Origin of the sequence: Pseudofrankia coriaricola (assembly GCF_001854805.1) — a bacterium.
GTDB lineage: Bacteria > Actinomycetota > Actinomycetes > Frankiales > Frankiaceae > Pseudofrankia.
In genome coordinates this window covers 109,319-127,143 of sequence record NZ_MBLO01000236.1, presented here as the reverse complement: position 1 = coordinate 127,143, position 17,825 = coordinate 109,319, and the positions used below count along the sequence as shown (strand labels likewise).

The 17,825-nt window shown below is 74.0% G+C and carries 15 protein-coding genes; 7 read left to right on the top strand and 8 right to left on the bottom strand.

Annotated elements, in window-relative coordinates; translation table 11 throughout:
• The first annotated feature begins 212 nt into the window (after positions 1 to 212).
• Complete coding sequence (locus BCD48_RS31700) at positions 213 to 1,223, top strand: aldo/keto reductase (protein WP_071052050.1); 1,011 nt, start codon at positions 213 to 215, stop codon at positions 1,221 to 1,223.
• A gap of 26 nt (positions 1,224 to 1,249) precedes the next feature.
• Here the strand turns inward: BCD48_RS31700 and BCD48_RS31695 are convergent, their stop codons facing one another.
• Together BCD48_RS31695 and fdhD are read right to left on the bottom strand one after the other, a co-directional pair.
• Positions 1,250 to 1,804: an Ntn hydrolase family protein gene (locus BCD48_RS31695; protein WP_071052049.1), complete on the bottom strand. Its 555-nt coding sequence runs from the start codon at positions 1,802 to 1,804 to the stop codon at positions 1,250 to 1,252.
• An 11-nt stretch (positions 1,805 to 1,815) separates the two neighbouring features.
• Entirely contained in the window at positions 1,816 to 2,787 is a 972-nt protein-coding gene (fdhD, locus tag BCD48_RS31690) for a formate dehydrogenase accessory sulfurtransferase FdhD (protein WP_071052048.1), read from the bottom strand.
• Between the two features lie 273 nt (positions 2,788 to 3,060).
• Between fdhD and BCD48_RS31685 the strand changes: the two genes are divergently transcribed.
• Positions 3,061 to 4,716: a hypothetical protein gene (locus BCD48_RS31685; protein ID WP_241842150.1), complete on the top strand. Its 1,656-nt coding sequence runs from the start codon at positions 3,061 to 3,063 to the stop codon at positions 4,714 to 4,716.
• Between the two features lie 356 nt (positions 4,717 to 5,072).
• On the top strand, positions 5,073 to 5,852 hold the full coding sequence (locus BCD48_RS31680) for a sporulation protein (RefSeq protein ID WP_071052046.1): 780 nt from the start codon (positions 5,073 to 5,075) through the stop codon (positions 5,850 to 5,852).
• A 109-nt stretch (positions 5,853 to 5,961) separates the two neighbouring features.
• Here BCD48_RS31680 and BCD48_RS31675 read toward each other — a convergent pair whose 3' ends face one another.
• The 3 genes from BCD48_RS31675 to BCD48_RS31665 all read right to left on the bottom strand — a co-directional run bounded on the left by BCD48_RS31675 (position 5,962) and on the right by BCD48_RS31665 (position 9,527).
• On the bottom strand, positions 5,962 to 6,678 hold the full coding sequence (locus BCD48_RS31675; RefSeq protein ID WP_241842149.1) for a hypothetical protein: 717 nt from the start codon (positions 6,676 to 6,678) through the stop codon (positions 5,962 to 5,964).
• A gap of 447 nt (positions 6,679 to 7,125) precedes the next feature.
• Positions 7,126 to 8,199, bottom strand: coding sequence for a DUF4097 family beta strand repeat-containing protein (locus BCD48_RS31670; protein ID WP_083419490.1), 1,074 nt, complete (start codon positions 8,197 to 8,199; stop codon positions 7,126 to 7,128).
• Positions 8,187 to 9,527 carry a sensor histidine kinase gene (locus tag BCD48_RS31665; protein WP_071052107.1) on the bottom strand — a complete coding sequence of 447 codons (1,341 nt, stop codon included), beginning with the start codon at positions 9,525 to 9,527 and terminating at the stop codon, positions 8,187 to 8,189. Before BCD48_RS31665 ends, BCD48_RS31670 begins: the two co-directional genes overlap by 13 nt.
• Positions 9,528 to 9,940: 413 nt before the next feature.
• Here BCD48_RS31665 and BCD48_RS31660 point away from each other — a divergent pair, with 413 nt between their 5' ends.
• Together BCD48_RS31660 and BCD48_RS31655 are read left to right on the top strand one after the other, a co-directional pair.
• Entirely contained in the window at positions 9,941 to 10,438 is a 498-nt protein-coding gene (locus BCD48_RS31660) for a protein-tyrosine phosphatase family protein (RefSeq protein ID WP_071052044.1), read from the top strand.
• Positions 10,439 to 10,632: 194 nt separating this feature from the next.
• Positions 10,633 to 13,194, top strand: coding sequence for a CoA transferase (locus tag BCD48_RS31655; protein WP_071052043.1), 2,562 nt, complete (start codon positions 10,633 to 10,635; stop codon positions 13,192 to 13,194).
• 205 nt (positions 13,195 to 13,399) lie between these two features.
• Here BCD48_RS31655 and BCD48_RS31650 read toward each other — a convergent pair whose 3' ends face one another.
• The gene (locus BCD48_RS31650; protein ID WP_071052042.1) at positions 13,400 to 13,816 is read right to left on the bottom strand and encodes a VOC family protein; all 417 of its coding nucleotides are present in this window, start codon (positions 13,814 to 13,816) and stop codon (positions 13,400 to 13,402) included.
• Positions 13,817 to 14,001: 185 nt separating this feature from the next.
• Between BCD48_RS31650 and BCD48_RS31645 the strand changes: the two genes are divergently transcribed.
• Together BCD48_RS31645 and BCD48_RS31640 are read left to right on the top strand one after the other, a co-directional pair.
• Positions 14,002 to 15,045, top strand: a complete 1,044-nt coding sequence (locus BCD48_RS31645) for an isopenicillin N synthase family dioxygenase (RefSeq protein ID WP_071052041.1) — start codon at positions 14,002 to 14,004, stop codon at positions 15,043 to 15,045.
• A gap of 168 nt (positions 15,046 to 15,213) precedes the next feature.
• Positions 15,214 to 16,191 (top strand): hypothetical protein, encoded by a 978-nt coding sequence (locus tag BCD48_RS31640; RefSeq protein WP_241842148.1) that lies wholly within the window; start codon positions 15,214 to 15,216, stop codon positions 16,189 to 16,191.
• Positions 16,192 to 16,317: 126 nt separating this feature from the next.
• Here BCD48_RS31640 and BCD48_RS31635 read toward each other — a convergent pair whose 3' ends face one another.
• Entirely contained in the window at positions 16,318 to 17,127 is an 810-nt protein-coding gene (locus BCD48_RS31635; RefSeq protein ID WP_071052040.1) for an SDR family NAD(P)-dependent oxidoreductase, read from the bottom strand.
• A gap of 279 nt (positions 17,128 to 17,406) precedes the next feature.
• Entirely contained in the window at positions 17,407 to 17,775 is a 369-nt protein-coding gene (locus tag BCD48_RS52595; RefSeq protein WP_071052039.1) for a hypothetical protein, read from the bottom strand.
• Positions 17,776 to 17,825: the final 50 nt, after the last annotated feature.

Genomic DNA, 17,825 nt, shown 5'->3' with positions numbered 1-17,825 from the left:
ACGGGACCGCGAGGCCAGACTAGAACACGTTCCACCAAGCCGCCCCGGACGATATGCGACCCCCGTCCCACCCACAAGCGGACCGCGGCCAGCCGGGGTGCCTGCGCATACCCGGCCAGCGCGGTTCGCGCCTGGGCGGGTATGGGCGATTGGGCCGGGAATGGTTTGGGGGTCGGAGGACGGCCGGCCGGTTCTTGGCGTTGACTTGGGGCATGCGCTATGTCACGGGGCTCGGGGACGCGGTCAAGAGCGGGAAGAAGCTCTCGAAGATCGGGCTGGGGACCTGGCAGTTCGGGTCGCGGGAATGGGGCTACGGCACCGACTACGCGGCCCGGGAGGCCCACCTGATCCTGCGCCGGGCGCTCGAGCTGGGGATCACCGTGATCGACACGGCCGAGATCTACGCGTTCGGCCGCAGCGAGCGCATCGTCGGCGAGGCGCTGCGGGAGGCCGGCGAGGAGGCCACCGAGGGCGTCTTCGTCGCGACGAAGCTCCTCCCGCTCGTGCCGGCGCCCGCGATCGTCGAGCAGCGCGGCGTCGCGAGCGCCCGCCGCCTGGGCGTCCGCACGATCGACCTGTACCAGGTGCACCAGCCGAACCCGATCGTCGCCGACACCGTGACGATGAGAGGCATGCGCCGCCTGCTCGACGTCGGGCTGGTCGGCGAGGTCGGCGTCTCGAACTACTCGCTCGCCCGCTGGCAGGCCGCCGAGGCGGCGCTCGGCTCGCCGGTGCTGTCCAACCAGGTCCCGTACAGCCTCGTCCACCGGGCGGCCGACGACGCGCTGATCCCGTACGCCGAGCGCGCCGGCCGGCTGGTCATCGCCTACAGCCCGCTCGCGCAGGGCCTGCTGTCCGGCCGCTACGACGTCACCAACCGCCCGTCCGGCGGCATCCGGGCGACCAACTCGCTCTTCCTTACCGAGAACCTTGCCCGGCTCGCCCCGCTGCTCGACGTGCTGCGCGAGGTCGCCGCGGCGCATGACGCGACCTGCGCCCAGGTCGCGCTGGCCTGGGCGATCCACCAGCCGTGCGTGATCGCCATCCCCGGCGCCTCCAGCGTCGCCCAGGTGGAGGCGAACGCGGCCGCCGCCGACCTTGAGCTCACCGACGACCAGTACGCCGCCCTCACCGACGCCGCCGCCAGGTTCACCCCGATCGCCGGCCCGTCCGCGTGGGCCGCCCTGGCCGCCGAACGCCTCGGCCGTGGCGGGCGCCAGTAGCCGGGCCGGGTGCGTCGGTCGCGCCGTCAGCCTGGGTTCGGAGGCTCCTCAGGGTCCCAGATCAGGTGGAACGGGCCGCGGACGTCGGTGGAGTGGTGGACGGCCGCCGCCAGTGCCTTGCGGACCCGCTCGTCGGGCGGGAGGTCGGCGCTGCTGTGCAGCGAGCCGCGGGCGAAGTCCTCGCCGGCGCCCACAGCGAAGTAGTCGTCGACGCTGCGGCCGATCTGGAAGTCCGAGTCGATCCGGTAGAGCCGGCCCTGGATGCCGACCAGGAAGCAGCCGCCGCTCTCGTTGCCCGAGTCGTTGCGCGCGTAGCCGCCGTCGCGCAGGCAGTCACGCACCGCGGCGACGAAGTCGGTCGCCATGAAACGGTCGAGGTCCCAGGTGTGCGGCACCGGCGGGACCAGGCTGTAGCGCAGCAGCTGACCCATCCGGAACGAGTCGGTGAACCCCATGACGTAGGACCCGTTGCGGAAGACCTTGGTGTCGGCGCGGACGGTGACCGACCATCCGGCGATGCCCGCGCTGTCGCCGCCGATCACGACCCGCCCATTCTGCTCCACCCCGACGATGCAGGTCACGAAGGCGGACTCTATCGGGTTACGTCCAGGGATGTTTGCGGATTTTGCGCCACTACGGACGGTCCTTCCTCACTCGACCGGCCGGTCGGAGCTTCGGCGCTGAGTACCCGGTGGGCGCCGGCGTAGACGTTCATCGAGTCCCCGCGGAGGAACCCGACAAGGGTCATCCCGCTCTCGGCGGCGAGGTCGACGGCCAGCGCCGAGGGCGCCGAGACAGCGGCGAGCATCGGGATCCCGGCCAGCAGGGCCTTCTGCGTGAGCTCGAACGACGCCCGCCCGCTGACCAGCAGCACCCGGCCGCGCAGGGGCAGCGGGCCCGCCTTCGCCGCCGCGCCGACGACCTTGTCGACGGCGTTGTGTCGGCCGACGTCCTCGCGCACGATCTCGATCCGCCCGGCAGCGTCGGCGAGCGCCGCGGCGTGCAGCCCCCCGGTGGTCGCGAACAGCCGCTGCGCCCGCCGCAGCGCCCCCGGCAGGCCCGCGAGCGTCGCCGCCTCGATGCGCAGCGGGTCGTCGGCGACGCGGTGCCGGGCGCGCATCCGGATCGCGTCGATGCTCGCCTTGCCGCACAGCCCGCACGAGCTCGTCATGTAGAACGATCGGGCCGCGGCCGTGAGATCGGGCTGGGGAATCGACGGGTCGAGCGTGAGGTCGAGGACGTTGTATGTCTGCCGCCCGCGATGCCCGCTCCATGCCTCCGCCGACGCGAGGAGGGGCGGGGCCGCGTCTTCTTCGGCCGGCTCGGTACCAGCGCAGTAGCGCATCGACAGGACGTCGCCGCCGCCGCCGATCAGCCCTTCCCCGATGAGGAACCCCACCGCGAGGTCCATGTCGTCGCCTGGAGTGCGCATGGTCACCGCGAGCGGCTGGCCGTGGATCCGGATCTCCAGCGGCTCCTCGCCGACGACGGTGTCGGCACGGGCCGTCGCCGGGCCGCCCACCGTCACCCGCACCACCCGACGCCGCGCGCTCGCTCGTCCCATGCCTCCACTGTCCCCGTTGCGTCAGCGCCTGGATACGCCAGCCTTCACCGCGCGGCGGGGCGGCCGGCACGGCGATGGCCGTTGCGGCGGTTCTACGCCGCGGTGGGTTGGGAAAGCGTGCTGACGGCGTGGGACAGTGGCCCCGCGTTGCTCTGGTCGGGCGGATCGCGATCGTTTGGTGATCCAGGCTCTGTTGCATGGGACACTGCGCCCGTGGCGATGACCGGTTCCCGACGCCCCGAGCTCCCGGTGGACCCGCCGGCGGATCTCGGCGTGGAACCGGCCGCGGCCCATGCCTCGCCCCGCCACCGGCTCGTCGCCGGCGACCCGACCGCGCTCGCCGACGCCTACACCCGTCACGGTGACCGGCTGCTCGCGGTCGCCGCCGCGGCCGGGCAGCCTCCGGCGGAGGCCGCGGCGGTCGCGCGCGCCGTGCTCGTCGAGGTCTGGGAGCATCCCCTGCGCTTCCCCGCCGACGACGCCGCGCTCGCCGAGACGCTGGCCGCCGCCGCGGGCCGGCTCGCCGCCGAGCGCTCATCAGACGCCGACGAGCCGGCGCGCCGGGGCAGGCCCGAGCCGTCACCGGGGTTCCTGCCGGATTGGCGACAGGGTTCCTCCCGGATCGGCGGACGGGGTCCCTCCCGGATCGGCGACGGGGTCCCTGCCGGATCGGCGGAGCCGATCTGGGAGGTCAGCGATCTGGGAGGTCGTGATCTGGGAGGTCAGCGATCCGGTAGGTCCGGGCCCCGCTCCCGCCCGGCCCGGCCGTCGGCCGGCCCGGCGGGCGTCGACCAGGCCGACCCGCGGGCGGCGCTGCTGGCCGCGGCGCTCGCGCGCCGGCCCGCCGTCGCGGCCGCACCCCCGTTCGCCGCCCCGTTCGCGGCCTGGACCGCGGCCGTCGACCGGGTGCTCGCCGAGCTCTCCCCCCGGGACTGGGACCGTCCGACGGGCAGCGACGGCCGCACGCCCCGCGAGGTCGTCGCCCGCCTCGCGGGCCTGGACGCCGCGCTGGCCGGCGCGATCGGCATTCCGGTCGCCGGCACCCTCGCGCCCCCGGCCGTTGACACCCGGGCGCAGGGCATCCTGAGCGCAGGCCTCGCCGGCGCCACCGGGCCGGGCGCTGGAACGGTCCCAGACGCTGGAACGGTCTCTGACGGCGAAGCCGGGCCGGGTGACGCGGGCGGCGCGGCCGGCGCACCGCGCGCGGACGGCGCGACGGCCCGGCCGGGGCCGGGCCGGGCGACCTCCTACTGGCCGGCGGTGTTCTGGCCTCCGGTGTTCTGGCCGCCGGTGCTCCTCTGGCGGACCTGGCACGAGGGCGCACGCGGCCTGTGCGCCTGGCTGGCGGGGCGGGAGCCCGAGTCGGCGCACATCATGATCGACGCGCTTGGCTGGACGGCGCCTGTCGAGGACCACCTGACCTCCCGCGTGCTCGGCACCTGGCTTGACGGGGCCGCGCTCGCGGCGGCGGCCGGTGTCCAGCTCCCCGCGCTCGACGTGGCCGAGCTGAGCGCCGTGACCGAGCTCGCGCTGCACCGGGTCCGCTGGCGGACGGGTCCCGAGGCTGGCCTCGGCGACGGCCCGCTGGCGCTGACGCTGATCCCCGGCGACCTGGACGGAGGCGGCCCGAGCGCCGGGCCGGCCGGCGGCGACACCGGCGCGGGCGGCGTGGGCGGTGTGGGTGGCGACCGGGTGGCCGTCGGCCGCTGGCTCGTCGGCCCGGGTCGTCCGCCGCTGGCGGCGCCGGACCCGGCCGCCGGCCACCCGTCGCCCGCCGCCGAGCTTCGGCTCGGCGTCGTCGACTTCTGCCTGCTCGCGGCCGGTCGGCGCACCCCGGCGGAGACCGCCGCGGCCGCGACCGCCGTCGGCGGCGACCCCGCCGCCGGCCACGCACTGCTCGCCGGCGCCGCCGGCGTCCTGCCAGCCTGACGGGGCGAGGCGCTGGACGCGCTCCCCCCCCGTGTCGGGCGCTGGGGCGCCCTCCCCGCGCCGTTTCGGGGTGGGGCTTCATGGCGGTGGCTGGTCTGGCCGGGTGTGGGGTAGGTGGTCGCCAGACCACCCAGATCGCTTACCTCCCAGATCTGCTCCGCAGATCTGGGAGGGACCCTGTCGCCGATCCGGCGGGGACCCCGGGCGCTGCGCCGCTGCGCCGTCACCAGTCGTGGCTGGCCTGACCGCTGTCGCCTGACCGACCCCCGCTGGCGATGGTCACGGGCCGGCCGGTAAGAAACTAGTGCCGAATAGAAGCTCTGATGGGTATGCCACCCGGTCGGAAGGTTTGCGCGATGGGAATGAAGCGGTTCATGTCTCGGCTGGGCGTCGGGGCCGCCGAGGTGGAGACCGTGCTGGACCACGACCAGACGAGGCCGGGAGCGGTCGTCACCGGCACGACCACCGTCACGGGTGGCAAGGTCGACCAGCGGATCGAGAAGATCCTCGTCGCGCTCGAGGCGACCGTCGAGATCGAGCGCGACGACAGCACCTACTACGAGCAGGTCGCGTTCGGCACCCAGCAGATCGGCGGCAACCTGGTGATCGCGCCGGGCCAGCAGATCGGCGGCCGCTTCGAGCTGCCGGTGCCGTGGCAGACCCCGATCACCGACGTGGGCGGCTGGCACCTGAAGGGCATGAAGATCGGCGTACGCACCACCCTGTCCATCCCGGGCGCGCTCGACCCGGGTGACCTGGACCCGGTCTCCGTCCACCCGCTGCCGGTCCAGGAGGCGGTGCTCGCCGCGCTCGGCGACCTCGGGTTCCACTTCCACTCGGCGGATGTGGAGAAGGGGCACGTCGGCGGCTCGTCGCTGCCGTTCTACCAGGAGATCGAGCTCAAGCCGTCCGGCGAGTACGGCCGCCGGATCAAGGAGCTGGAGGTGACCTTCCTGGTCGACGACCACGGCATGGACGTCGTCCTGGAGGCCGACCGCCGCGGCGGGCTGCTGCGCTCCGGCGGCGATGCGCTCAGCCGCTTCCGGGTCGGCCACGGCGACCTCGACCGCGGCCGCCTCGCCCACCAGATCCACGAGCAGCTCCAGCAGCTCGGCGCCCGCCGCGGCTGGTTCTAGCCAGTCCGTGGGAGAGACGGCGTCAGACACATCCCATGGCTTGGGCGTCAAGCCGCGAGGTGCGGCGTAGGGAGGTCTGGGGCGCGGAGCGTCCGGTCACGGGAGCGCCTCAGGTCTCCTCGGCGCAGGAGGTGAGGGCGGCCGGGCTGAGCACGGGCCCGCCCAGCTCGCCGCCGTCGCCCGGGACCGCGACCGCCTGGACGACGTGGTCGGGCGGGCGCAGCCGGCGCTCCCGCTGGGAACGGTAGATCTCCGCGGGCACCATCGGCCGGGCGGCCGCCGCGTCGGCGAGCTCACGCCAGTCCGGCTCGGACGCCGAGTAGGCGAGCTCGGCCAGCCGGCACACCCGCAGCACGTTGCTCAGCGGCTCGACCTGGGCGACGGCCTCGGCGACGCCATGGTGCGCGGCGTAGAGGCCGTCCCAGGCCCGCTGGGCGTGCGCGAGCCGCTCGTCGTTGTCGCGTAGCCAGCCGAGGCGGCGCGCCTCCAGCTCGGCCCGGACCCGCCGGCCGGCCGTGCCCGCGTTCTCGGCCGGCGGGTCACCCGCCAACAGCTGCGCGATCCGGTCGTGCGGCGCCGCGACCTCGACCAGCGGACCAAGGTTCAGCCTGCGGTACCAGCGGGCGGCGGCGGCCGGGTCGGCCAGCTCGTCCGCGATCTCGGTCAGCCGGGTGCGCCCGGGCGCGGTCTGCGACCGCGGGTCGGCGAGGAAGAACCGCCGGCCCACGACGGACCGGGCCATGAGGCGCGCCCCGTCGCCCCGGCGGAGCGCGCCGTGCATATGGTCTGGGTCTTCCTGGTGATGCGGACCGCGGTCGTCAGGCATGCGACCACCCACGCAATCCTTAGGCCGTCGAGGGTGCGAAGAGAGTATTTTCGCGCTTCCACCGATCTGTGGCAGCGGTTCTGCATTTTTTGGCTCCGCGTCGGCGACTGCCGTGCGATACCGGGATCGTAGTGCTCCTGCTCGCCGGGCCGGTTCAACGCCGCTGTGTCCGCTGTACGACACCTCGGGCCGTTAGGCCCGATCCGCGTATCGGCGATCTTCCGGAGCGCCCGGACGTCGCGACGCGCAGGTCCCGTCCGCCCGCCCCGGCGCCGCCCTCTCGCCGCCCTCCCGCCGCTGCGCAACCTCGAGGCCGGTCCGTGTCGGACCAGCAAGCCCATAGGCCTGGCCCTGTGACACAGTCCGACCACCAGCCCCGCGAGTGTGGTGGACGGGCGTGTCTCCAGGCGTGCCCATCCACCACACTCCGGGCTGGCGTGCCGGCCGCTACGACGCCTCGCCGGCGTCCGCGTAGCGGATCGAGACGTCGCCCGAGCTGGATCTCGCCTCGATCCGGCGGGAGGACCGTGGGTCGGTGGCGACCCGGACCGAGTCGCTGCCGGACGAGGTGTGCGCGGTCGCGTCATAGGTCTCCGAACCGAGCGGCACGGTGACCCGGACGTCGCCGGACGACGTCGTCGCCTCCACGTCCGTCGCCGCGACGGTGAGGCCGACGTTGACGTCGCCCGACGACGAGTGCGCATACACCGTGGCCGCGCCGAGGCGGGTGGCGCGCACGTCGCCCGACGACGTGGAAAGTCTGGCGGTGCCCGAGCATCCGTCGGAGGACACGTCGCCCGACGACGTGTGCAGGTCGAACGACCCGGTCAGGCCAGCCGCCCGGATGTCGCCCGACGAGGAACGCGCCACGACCGTCACGCCCGCCGGGACCGCCAGGCGCAGCGTGGTCTCGCAGCTGAGCAGCATCTGCCAGGAGCAGTCCGCGTGCACCCGCGCCGTGTGCCCGTCGATGTCGACCTTCAGCGCGGGCGGGTGCACGGTACCGGAGAGCTTGGCGTCGACGACCGCCTCGTCGTCGGGCGTGCCGGTGAGCGTGAGGCTGCCGGACGACGCCCGCACCTCCAGCCGGTCGACCGACGCCGGCAGGGTGAGGTGCTCGTCGCGCCGTTCCTCACCGGTGGTCAGGTTGACGGCCTGTGTGCCGGCTCCGACCGCCAGCGCGGCGGCGAGCAGCACCCCGATGGCGAGCAGCACGCCGCGGGCGCGGCGCGGCCCGCCCGCTGGCGGCTGGTCGTCCAGGGACCGTCCGCCGGCCCCGCCTCCACCGGGCGGTGTGGTCGCCGTGGCGGCAGTGTGAGCTGGCTCTGGTGTCACGGTGCCAGACGTCGACGTTTGCGTGGGCTCGGGGACGGGCTGGGAGGCGGGTGCGGGCGTCGTGGCCGTGGCCGTCGATGCGGCCGTGGATGTCGGGTCGGCCGTCGCGGCCATCGTGCGGTCTCCCTCGGACGCGGGGCGGGCGGGTGGCGGTGGGGCCGGCTCGGGCTGGTTCAGTTCTGGCATGGCAGGTCCAGCCGCACGGTGGTGCCTTCGCCGGGGGCGCTGCGCACCGTGAAGGTGCCGTCGACGGCGACCGCCCGGTCGCGTAGCCCCGACAGGCCGGTGCCGCCGCGCTCGCTCGCCCCGCCGTGGCCGTCGTCGCTGACCTCGACCGCCAGCCGGCCGTCGGCGCGGCGCGCCACGATCCGCGCGGACGCGGCGTCCGCGTGGCGGGCGACGTTCGTGAGCGCCTCGGCGACGAAGAAGTAGGCGACCGCCTCCACCTCGGCCGAGGGCCGCGGTGTCACGTCGACGTCGAGCGTCACCGGAATCGGGCAGCGGGCGGCGAGACCGGCGAGCGCGGCGTCCAGCCCTCGGTCGGTGAGCACCGCCGGGTGCAGGCCGCGGGCGAGGTCACGCAGCTCGACGAGGGCGCGCTTGGTCTCGGCGTGCGCCTCGGTGACGAGCTCGTGCGCCCCCGCGGGGTCTTCGGCGAACCTTTCCTGCGCCCGGCCGAGTGTCATCGCGACGCCCACCAGTCGCTGCTGCGCGCCGTCGTGCAGGTCGCGCTCGATCCGGCGGCGCTCGGCGGCCGAGGCCGAGACGATGCCGGCGCGGCTGGACTCCAGGTCCGCCACCCGCTGGGTCAGCGCGGCGGTCTCGCTGGGCGAGAGCATCCTGCGTCCGATCGCCAGCTGCAGCCTGACGAGCCCGCGGGCGAGCCACGGCGCCGCGAGGAGCGCGATGACGCCGACCACGACGTGCGTGGCGACGGAGCCGCCGTAGCCGAGGTCGAGCCCGACCAACCGGCCGCCGTTGCCGAGGACGTGCCCGTAGGCCGGGAACAGCAGGAACGCGAGCCCACCGCCCCACGCTGTGGCGACGACCCAGCCGCCGGCCCAGCCGAGCACCGGGAGCACGATCAGCGCCCACAGGAGCTCCAGCCAGCTGCCGCCGGCCGACATCCGGGCCCACATCCGCGACCAGGCCCGCCCGATCCTCCCGGACGGCGTCCCGGCGGGCACCGGCGTCGGCCGCAGGCGCAGCCGCTCGCCGAAGTAGGCCTCGTAGCGCCACGACTCGAACCGCGCGAACCGGTGGGCGGCCGCCAGGGCTACCCACAGCAACGGCAGCCCGATGACGATGAAGAACGACGAGGACACGCCGGCGATGCCGAACGCGAGCGTCACGGCGAACGTGATCGTCCCGAAGAGCAGCGTCTGCGCGGCGAATGCCGTCGCCAGCCAGTTGCGTCGCGAGTAGGTAGCGCGCAGCGCCGCGACGAGGGCGTGCGCTGGTCTCCCCAGCGGGCCTGGCCTGGCCGCGAGGCCGCCGCCCGCGGGCCCGGTCATCGGACCCACCCGCCGGGCCTCGCTCTGAGAGCCGCCGAGGGCGGTGTGTCCGTGCCCGCGCGGGCGTGAGCCCGCCGGGAGTCTGGTCGCGTCGTCATGTCCTTCGCGTCCCGCTGTCTGTCACCACCGGCGCGCTGTCCGCCCGCCGCCCGCCCCGCGATGCCGGGGCGTCGCCTCGACCGTAGATCGCCGTGACCCGGTCGCACGACCGCGCAGACCCACCAATCCGTACTGGGGAAAACCTCACCCAGCGGCCTCCGGGCCACCTCCGTCCCGACGCCGGCCCGGAGCCTGGAGGGGCACGACGCCTGCCTACGCGGGCGGAGCGGGGGGCGCGAGGGCGGGGGATGGGGGCACGAGTAGCCCGGTTAGCCCGCATACTGACAACCCGGCGAGAGCGGTGCGTGACGGGCATGCACACTACGGGTGTGACCTCGCGACTCAACGGAGCGATCCAGCTCCCGGATGGCACCCACATCCGAGGCCGCGGGCGCCGGGAGGGGCTGCCGGACGGGCCACTCCCGGAGTTCGGGCTGTATCTCGGACGGTCGCGGGGGCTGCCGCGGCGGGCGTCGGCGCGCCGGGCCGCCGAGCAGGAGCCGGCGTGGCCGGCGGTGTGGCTCGACTGGCCGGACTTCCGGACACCGCGTGACCCCAGGGCCGCGGCCGCGGTGATCAAGCAGGCGTACGGGCGGGCGCGCGCGGGGGAGCGGGTGGAGGTCGCCTGCGGCGGCGGCACCGGGCGGACCGGCACCGTGCTGGCCTGCATGGCGATCCTCGCCGGTCATCCGGCGGGCGACGCCGTGGCCTGGACCCGGCGTCACTACCGCGCCCGCGCCGTCGAGACCCCGGGCCAGCGTCGCTGGGTCGGCTGGTTCGCCGCCCTGGAGACCCTCGACGGCCCGTCCTGACCGCGGCCGGCATCGGCCCGCCGGGCTGCGTGCCGGCGCCCTGCCCGGCCGGAAGGCGGGCGGAGGCCGGCTTTTGATGCCGGTCAGACGGTTCGCTGATACGACAAGGGAGGGCGCCGGGACTCGGGTGGTGGTGCCTGGCGGGGCCGGATGCCGCGCCGGCCGGAGACGAGGCGCGAGGGCGGGTGGGGCGCATGGCGGCGGGACCTGAGGCGGCCGGCGAGGCGGGGGCGGGCGGCCGGCTTCCCGCGTTAGCCGGAGTTCGGGTTCTCGAGGCCTCGGTGACCCGGGCGGGCCGGGTCGCGGGGATGCTGCTCGCCGACCTGGGCGCGGACGTCGTGCGCGCGCGGTTCCCGGCTCGCACCGACGGTGCCACGGCCGGCTCGACGCTGGCCGACGAACAGGCGGAGTTCGACGCGCCTGTTGGGCCGGACGGGCGGGCTGGGCCGGACGGGCGGGCGGTGGCGGAGGGGGCGGCGAGGCTGGCGTCGCCCGCGGGGCTGCTGTGGGACCGGGGCAAGCGCGTCGTGCGGATGACCTCCGAGGACGTCGGCCGGCTGGCCGGCGGGGCGGACGTGCTGATCGTCGACCACACCCCCGGCCGGCTGGCCGAACTTGGACTGGACGCGGTGACCCTCGCCGAGCGTCACCCAGGGCTCAACCAGGTGCGGCTGCCGCCTTATGGCGAGCACGGCGAGTGGCGCGAGGTCGCCGAGGACCCGCTGCTGCTCGCCGGCCTCGGTGGGACCGCGGCGCGCAACCCGGCGACGCTCGACTGCCCGGTCGCGCCCGTCGCCACGACGATCGTCCAGCTGCACGGGGCGCTCGCCGCCGCCGCGGCCGTCGCCGCGCTGCATGGCCGGCGCCGCGACGGTGGGCGCGGGCATGCCGTCACCGTGAGCGGGCTGCACGCCGCCTCCGCCCAGCTCGGCATGATGACGCAGGTCGGCGTCGACCAGCCGGTCGTGAAGGGGAACCGCTCCGGCCGCGGCGTCCCGTTCTGGCGCATCTACCAGGCCGGCGACGGCCGCTGGCTCTACCTTGCCGCGCTCGTCCCGGAGATCTTCTTCCGTGCCCTGGACGCGATGGATCGGATGGACGTCCTCGTCCTCCCCGGCGTTGACGGCGACTGGAACAAGGTCGTCGTATACGACGAGGGCGGCCAGCTGGTCGCCGACGAACTGGAGAAGGAGTTCCGCAAGCGGCCGCTGCGGGAGTGGCTGGACCTGTTCGCCGCCGCGGACGTGCCCTGCGCGCCGATCGCGACCCGCGCCGAGTGGGCCGTCCGCGACATCGCCGAGGCGAACCGGAGCTTCGTCCAGCGTGCGCACCCCACCCTGGGCACCGTCAGGATGCCCGGCTTCCCGGTCGACCTGGCCGGCACCCCCGCGAGCCCCGGCCCCTTCGCGACCGCCGACCTGAATCTCGACCCGGAAGGCGAGCTCTGGCCGGCCACCGAGGCGCCCGCCGCGGAATCGCCCGCCGCCGCCCGTGCCAGTGACGGCGACGGGGTCGACCGGGGCCTGCCACTGCGCGGTGTCACGATCGTCGACCTGTCCTCCTACCTCGCGGGGCCGCTGATCGGGGAGATCCTGGCCGACTGGGGCGCGGACGTCGTCAAGGTCGAGCCACCGGACGGCGACCCGTTCCGCGCGTTCCCGATGTCGGTGTTCGTCGCGAGCCAGCACAAGCGCGACCTCGCGCTCGACATCGCCCGCCCCGGCGGCGCCGACCTGCTGCTGCGGCTGCTCGCCGGAGCGGACGTCCTCGTCGAGAACATGCGGCCCGGACGGCTGGAGAAGCTCGGGCTGCCATCCGAGCGGATCGCCGCGGCGCGACCCAACCTGGTGCGCTGCAGCGTCTCCGCCTACGGCCGAGCCAGCGCCTACGCCGGCGCGCCCGGCTTCGACCCGGTGTTCCAGGGCCTGTCCGGCCTCGCCGACGCACAGGGCGGCGACGGCGACCCGGTACTCACCCCGATCCCGCTCAACGACACGGGCACCGGCGTGCTCGGTGCCCTCGGGGTGCTCGCCGCGCTCTATGCCCGCGCCCGCGACGGCGCCGGCCAGCGGCTCAGCCTGAGCCTGGCGAACACGGCGACCTACCTGCAGGCGCCCGAGTTCACCGAGTTCGCCGGCCGCCCCGAGCCGGCCCGCGGCGCCACCAACTTCCCCGGCCCCACCGCCGGGCACCGCTACTACCGGTGCGCCGACGGCTGGATCGCCGTCGCCGCCGTCACGGCGGCGCAGACCCGCGACCTGCTCGGCGTTCTCGGCGTTCTCGGCGTCGGGACACCTGGGAAGGCCGCCCCCGCCCCTGACGCGGCCATCGCCCCTGACGAGGCCGTCGATGCCGCCGCGGCGGCGTTCGCGGCGCGGACGGTCCGTGCCGCGGCGGCCGAGCTGGCCGCCCGGGGGATCCCCGCCGTTCGCGCCGTCATGGGGGACAACCACGCCACCGACGAGCACCTGGCCGCCAACGGCTTCACGCACCTCGTCGACGACCCCCGGTTCGGCCGGTTCCACATCGTCCGCGGCTACGGCGCCTGGAGCCGCGACGCGGGCCGGCCCCCGGCGCGTTCGGTGCTCGTCGGCCACGACACCCGCGAGGTCCTCGCCGAGCTCGGCTGCCCGCCCGCCGAAATCGACGCCCTGTTCGCCGCGAACACGGTCGCCGACATCGACCTGCGTGACGTCCCCGAAGGCTCCCCCTACGGCCCCCCAGCACCGCCGTCCTCCCGCTCCGCCGACGGCTGACCGGCGGCGACCCGGCCGCGGCCCACAAGGGACCGCCGCCGTTCGCCGCCGGCTGGAATGAGGTGGCAGACCGGACCGGTACCGTCCGCGGCAGATGTCACCCAAATCCGAACTCCGGGCCCTCGCCAGTTCGGATCCGAGTACAGATCCGCCGATCAGGCTGGTGGCGCGGTGGCGCGGCCGGGCCAACCTGGCTGAAGCGGTGCTAGGCGGCGGGCTCGGGGGAGATGAACTCGATCCGGTTGCCGACCGGGTCGGGGCTGTAGAAGTGGCGGTGGCCTGGGAAGTCGTGCGACCAGGTCACCGCGACGGCCGCGGCGGCCAGGCGCTCGGCTAGCGCGTCGAGGTCGTCGACGAGGATCGCCGGGTGACCCTTGGTCGCCGGGGTGAAAGCCGGGTCGACGCCGACGTGCAGCTCGAAGCCCGCACCGCGGAACCAGGCGCCGCCGCGGGCCGCCATCGGCGGTGGCTTCGGCACCTCGGTGAGGCCGAGAAGCCCGACCCAGAACGCCCGGCAGGCATCCTCCGCGCCGGCGGGGATCGCCAGCTGCAGGTGATGAAGGCCGACGACGCCGGTGAACGGCTTGTCGACGGCGGTGGCTGTGCTGGCGCTGCTGGTCACGTGGCTTCCTCCGAACGCCTGGTCCCCTCGGCCGAGCGTAGATCCGCCGCCCTGTCCGCGCCCCGCCCTCGAACGGCCGTCACCGGCCGCGACGGCGGCCACTTCCCCGGGACGGCCGGTATCGCTCCTGCCTATATTCGCCCTTGTCGGCAGGTGACGCCGACCGGACGGAGGGACGCACGCTGATGGCCCGCCTCGTCCCGCTGGTCGACCTGTCCGGATGGAGTGGCGGCGGCGCCCGCCGCCGGGAGATCGCCGCCGCGGTCGACGACGGCTGCCGTCGGGTCGGCTTCCTCGAGATCGTCGGGCATGGCGTCGAGCCGGCCACGATCGGCGCGGCGCTTGCCGCGCTCGACACCCTGTGGTCGTTGCCCGCCAGCGCCAAGCTGCGCCACGTCCCCACCGACCTCATGACCAACCGTGGCTACAGCCCGCCGCGTGCCGAGTCGCTGGCCTACAGCCTCGGCGTCGACGCCGGCCCGGACACGTTCGAGGCGTTCAACATCGGCCCGGAGGGCTGGCCGGCCGGCGACCCGGTGTACGAGCGCGAGCGCGACGGCGTCTTCGCCGCGAACCTGTGGCCGGGCGAGGTCCAGGCGCTGCGGCCGGCGCTGACCGCCTACTTCGGCGCCGTCGCCGGGCTCGCCCGCCGGCTGGCCGAGATCTTCGCCGTCGCGCTCGGGCTGCCGGAGGGCTACTTCGCCCCGTTCACCGACCACTCGACCGAGACGCTGCGCGCGCTGAGCTACGTGACCGCCGCCCGCCCCGACGCCAGCGACTCGGGGGAGCCGGCCCGGATGGGCGCGCACACCGACTACGGCATCCTCACCGTTCTCTACGGCGACCGGGTGCCCGGCCTGGAGATCGTCGGTCCTGACGGCGCCTGGCACTCGGTCGTCCCGGGGCCGGGCGGGCTGCTGGTGAACCTGGGGGACCTGCTCGCCCAGTGGACTAACGACCACTGGCGCTCGACCGTGCACCGGGTGGTGCTGCCCGCGCCAGTGGCCGGCCGCGAGGCCCGGCGCCGCTCGATCGCGTTCTTCCATGACGGCAACTACGACGCCGTCGTCGAATGCCTGCCCACGTGCACCGGGCCGGACGACCCGCCGCGCTACCCGCCGGTCGTCGCGGGCGAACACCTGACCGCGAAGCTCGCCGCGCCACGCCTGCATCGCCCGACCACGGCCACCTCGACGCTGGGTGACCGGGCCGACGCGGTCCATCCGTGACCTGACCAATGCCGCTTGCGACGGCGACATCCCGGGTTTGGCCGGAAGCCGCCTCTTTCCGCTCCCCTGACGATGCGGCGTCGCTGAGACCGCCAACCTGGCTCCTTCGTGGTGAAAGCTCGTTGGGGGCTCTTCTGGCGGTTTTCTGGCCAGGGAAAGAATGCGCGAGTGCAAGTCGGCTTGAAAGGTAGAGTGGGTTTAACCAGCGTCTTCCGGATTTGCTATTTCCTGTCCGTGTTCTTTATGGTTGACGGCATGCCGAGTGGGGAACACGAGTCGCCGCTGGAGCTGGCCGAGCAGAATCCGGAGGTCCTGGTCTGGCTGTTGGATAAACTTTTTGACGTCAAGGTCTCCGACTTTCACCATGCCCGGCCGCAGCCGACGGAGGTCCGGAAGCTGGTGCCCAGCACCTACCGCGCCGACGGGATGACACTGTTGTGCGACGCGACCGACAGGTCGTTGCTGTCTGTGGTGCTGGAGGTTCAGCGTGCCTGGGATCCGGGCAAGCGCTGGACCTGGAAGACCTACGTGGCGCACCTGGAAGCGGAGCTGGAGGTCAATGCCGCGCTGCTGGTCTACTGCCCTGGTGCGGCGGTCGCCCGCAGATACCGGGCCATGTTCGAGTCGGAGGGTGTGAGCCTGCACCTGCGCCCGCTCGTCTTCACGCCGGGCGACGTTCCTCTGGTCGTCGACGTCGAGCGGGCACAGGCCGAACCGGCGTTGGCCCTGTTCTCTGTACTCTGCCATGGCGGGGATGCTGACATCGAGGCCGCTTTTCCCGCACTGTTGGAGGCGCTGCGGGCGCTCGGCCCGAAGAAGAAACCCCTGTATCATGAGATCGTTCTAGCTGGGCTGCCAGAGGCGCTCTGGAAGCGTTGGGAGACGTATATGACCAGCACCGTCGGCCGTCGGTACCGCAGTGAACTTCTCAACGAGACCGACGCTCGTGCCCACGCCGAGGGCAAGGCCGAGGGTGAGGCCCTCGGCGCGGGGCGGATGTTGCTGACCGTGCTTGAGGCACGCGGAATCCTCGTTTCCGAGGACGTCCGCGAGCGGATCCATACCTGCACAGACCTGGACCAACTCGACACGTGGTTCCGCCGCGCGATGATTGCCAGCACCATCGACGACGTCATCCGCGAATAGACCAGGCCCTGGCTGGCAAGAATGTGCGTCGCAGCGCAGAACCGCCTCGGTCCGCGCGACGTGTCGAGGTGCACCTGACCGGCGGTGCCGGCGGTGCCGTCTGGCTGGTTCCGTGTCGGTAGGTAGTCAGGCCAGGAGAGTGCCGCCCTCGACAGCGAGGATCTGGCCGGTGACGAAAGCCGCTGCGTCGGAGGCCAGGTAGACGACCGCGGCGGCGATCTCCCGTGGCGTCGCGGTCTGGCGTTCGAGGACTGTGCGGCGCCCGATGCTGGGCGAGTCGCCGCCGTGTGCCCGCTTCGCGATGACGCCGTCGGCATGCCAGCGGCTGCCCGCGCTCACGTCGTTCGCCCAGTCGTCGGGGAGCGTGCCGTAAGGGGCGACGGCGTTGACCGTGATCCCATGCGGCCCGACCTCCTTGGCGAGGATCTTGGTGAACGTGTGCACCGCGCCCTTCATCGCCGAGTACACGGCGAGCGTCGGGTCACCGATCAGTCCCGCCGTCGACCCGATGTTGATGATGCGCCCGGAGGCTCGGTGGATCATGCCGGGCAGCACGGCGTGCGCACAGTTGAGCGTGCTGGTGAAGTTCAGGTCGACGTCGCGGCGCCAGGTGTCCGGGTCGGACTCGGCGAAGTAGGCGAACGCGACGTTGCCGCCGACGTTGTTCACCAGTAGGTCGACCGCGCCGAAACGCTCCTCGACCGTGGCCACCATCCTGCCTACCTGCGCGCGGTCGAGGACGTCGACGGAGTGGAACACAGCGTTCTTCGCGCCCGCGGCGAGCGCCTGCTCACGCACCCTTTCACCCGCGGCCTCGTCCCTCGCGGCGATTACGACGTTCGCGCCCTCGGCCGCCAGCGCCAGCACGATGCCCCGGCCGATGTTGGAGTTCCCGCCGGTGACAACAGCCGTCCGCCCCGTAAGACCCGTGTCCACGCCGAACCTCGTCTCCGTGATGCGCCGTGGCCCTCGCCGCGAGCGTCCTCATACCAGCACGGACCGCGGTCACCCGCACCCGTTGCGACCGCCATCCGATCCCGGGACGTCCGCCGCGCGTCACCGCAACCGTCTCGCGGACCACACGCATCGAGCGTCGGTTGGGTTTCCTTGCCGACCCCCAGGGCCCTGACGCCAGCGCCAGTGTCGGCGCCTGAGCCTGTGGGCCGGTCCGGCGGGCCAGATCACCGGACCGGCACACGGGTCGGGCCGCCGCGGTCAGGCCGCCGTGAGCTCGGTCCGCAGCCGCAGTGCCCGCTGGGTGACCTCGGCGAGGACATGCTTGGCGGCCGCCAGCTCGGCCGCCAGCTCGGCCGCCAGCTCGGCCGCCAGCTCGGCCGCCAGCTCGGCCGCCAGCTCGGCCGGATCGAAGCCGCTGAAGACCTGTCCGCCGACCCGCTGCACCGACGCGAACACGGCCGCGTGCAGCTCCGCCCCCCGCGTGGTCACGCTCACCGGGCCGGCACCGTCGAGCCCGGTGAGCAGACCCGCGTCGTCCAGGCGGCGCAGCATCGCGTCGACCTGCTCCTCGTCGCGGCGCAGCTGGCGCTGGCTCGTCAGGAAGGCCCGCAGCTCCGGGAAGGTCATCGGCGGGCGCAGCGATCTGGGAGGTCAGCGATCTGGGAGGTGAGGCTCAG

Excerpts from the sequence above, each read along its gene's own strand:
- BCD48_RS31645 (WP_071052041.1), top strand. The coding sequence starts at position 14,002 with ATGGCCCGCCTCGTCCCGCTGGTCGACCTGTCCGGATGGAGTGGCGGC.
- fdhD (WP_071052048.1), bottom strand. The coding sequence starts at position 2,787 with ATGGGACGAGCGAGCGCGCGGCGTCGGGTGGTGCGGGTGACGGTGGGC.
- BCD48_RS31680 (WP_071052046.1), top strand. The coding sequence starts at position 5,073 with ATGGGAATGAAGCGGTTCATGTCTCGGCTGGGCGTCGGGGCCGCCGAG.
- BCD48_RS31665 (WP_071052107.1), bottom strand. The coding sequence starts at position 9,527 with ATGACCGGGCCCGCGGGCGGCGGCCTCGCGGCCAGGCCAGGCCCGCTG.
- BCD48_RS31700 (WP_071052050.1), top strand. The coding sequence starts at position 213 with ATGCGCTATGTCACGGGGCTCGGGGACGCGGTCAAGAGCGGGAAGAAG.
- BCD48_RS31655 (WP_071052043.1), top strand. The coding sequence starts at position 10,633 with ATGGCGGCGGGACCTGAGGCGGCCGGCGAGGCGGGGGCGGGCGGCCGG.
- BCD48_RS31670 (WP_083419490.1), bottom strand. The coding sequence starts at position 8,199 with ATGCCAGAACTGAACCAGCCCGAGCCGGCCCCACCGCCACCCGCCCGC.
- BCD48_RS31675 (WP_241842149.1), bottom strand. The coding sequence starts at position 6,678 with ATGCCTGACGACCGCGGTCCGCATCACCAGGAAGACCCAGACCATATG.
- BCD48_RS52595 (WP_071052039.1), bottom strand. The coding sequence starts at position 17,775 with ATGACCTTCCCGGAGCTGCGGGCCTTCCTGACGAGCCAGCGCCAGCTG.
- BCD48_RS31660 (WP_071052044.1), top strand. The coding sequence starts at position 9,941 with ATGCACACTACGGGTGTGACCTCGCGACTCAACGGAGCGATCCAGCTC.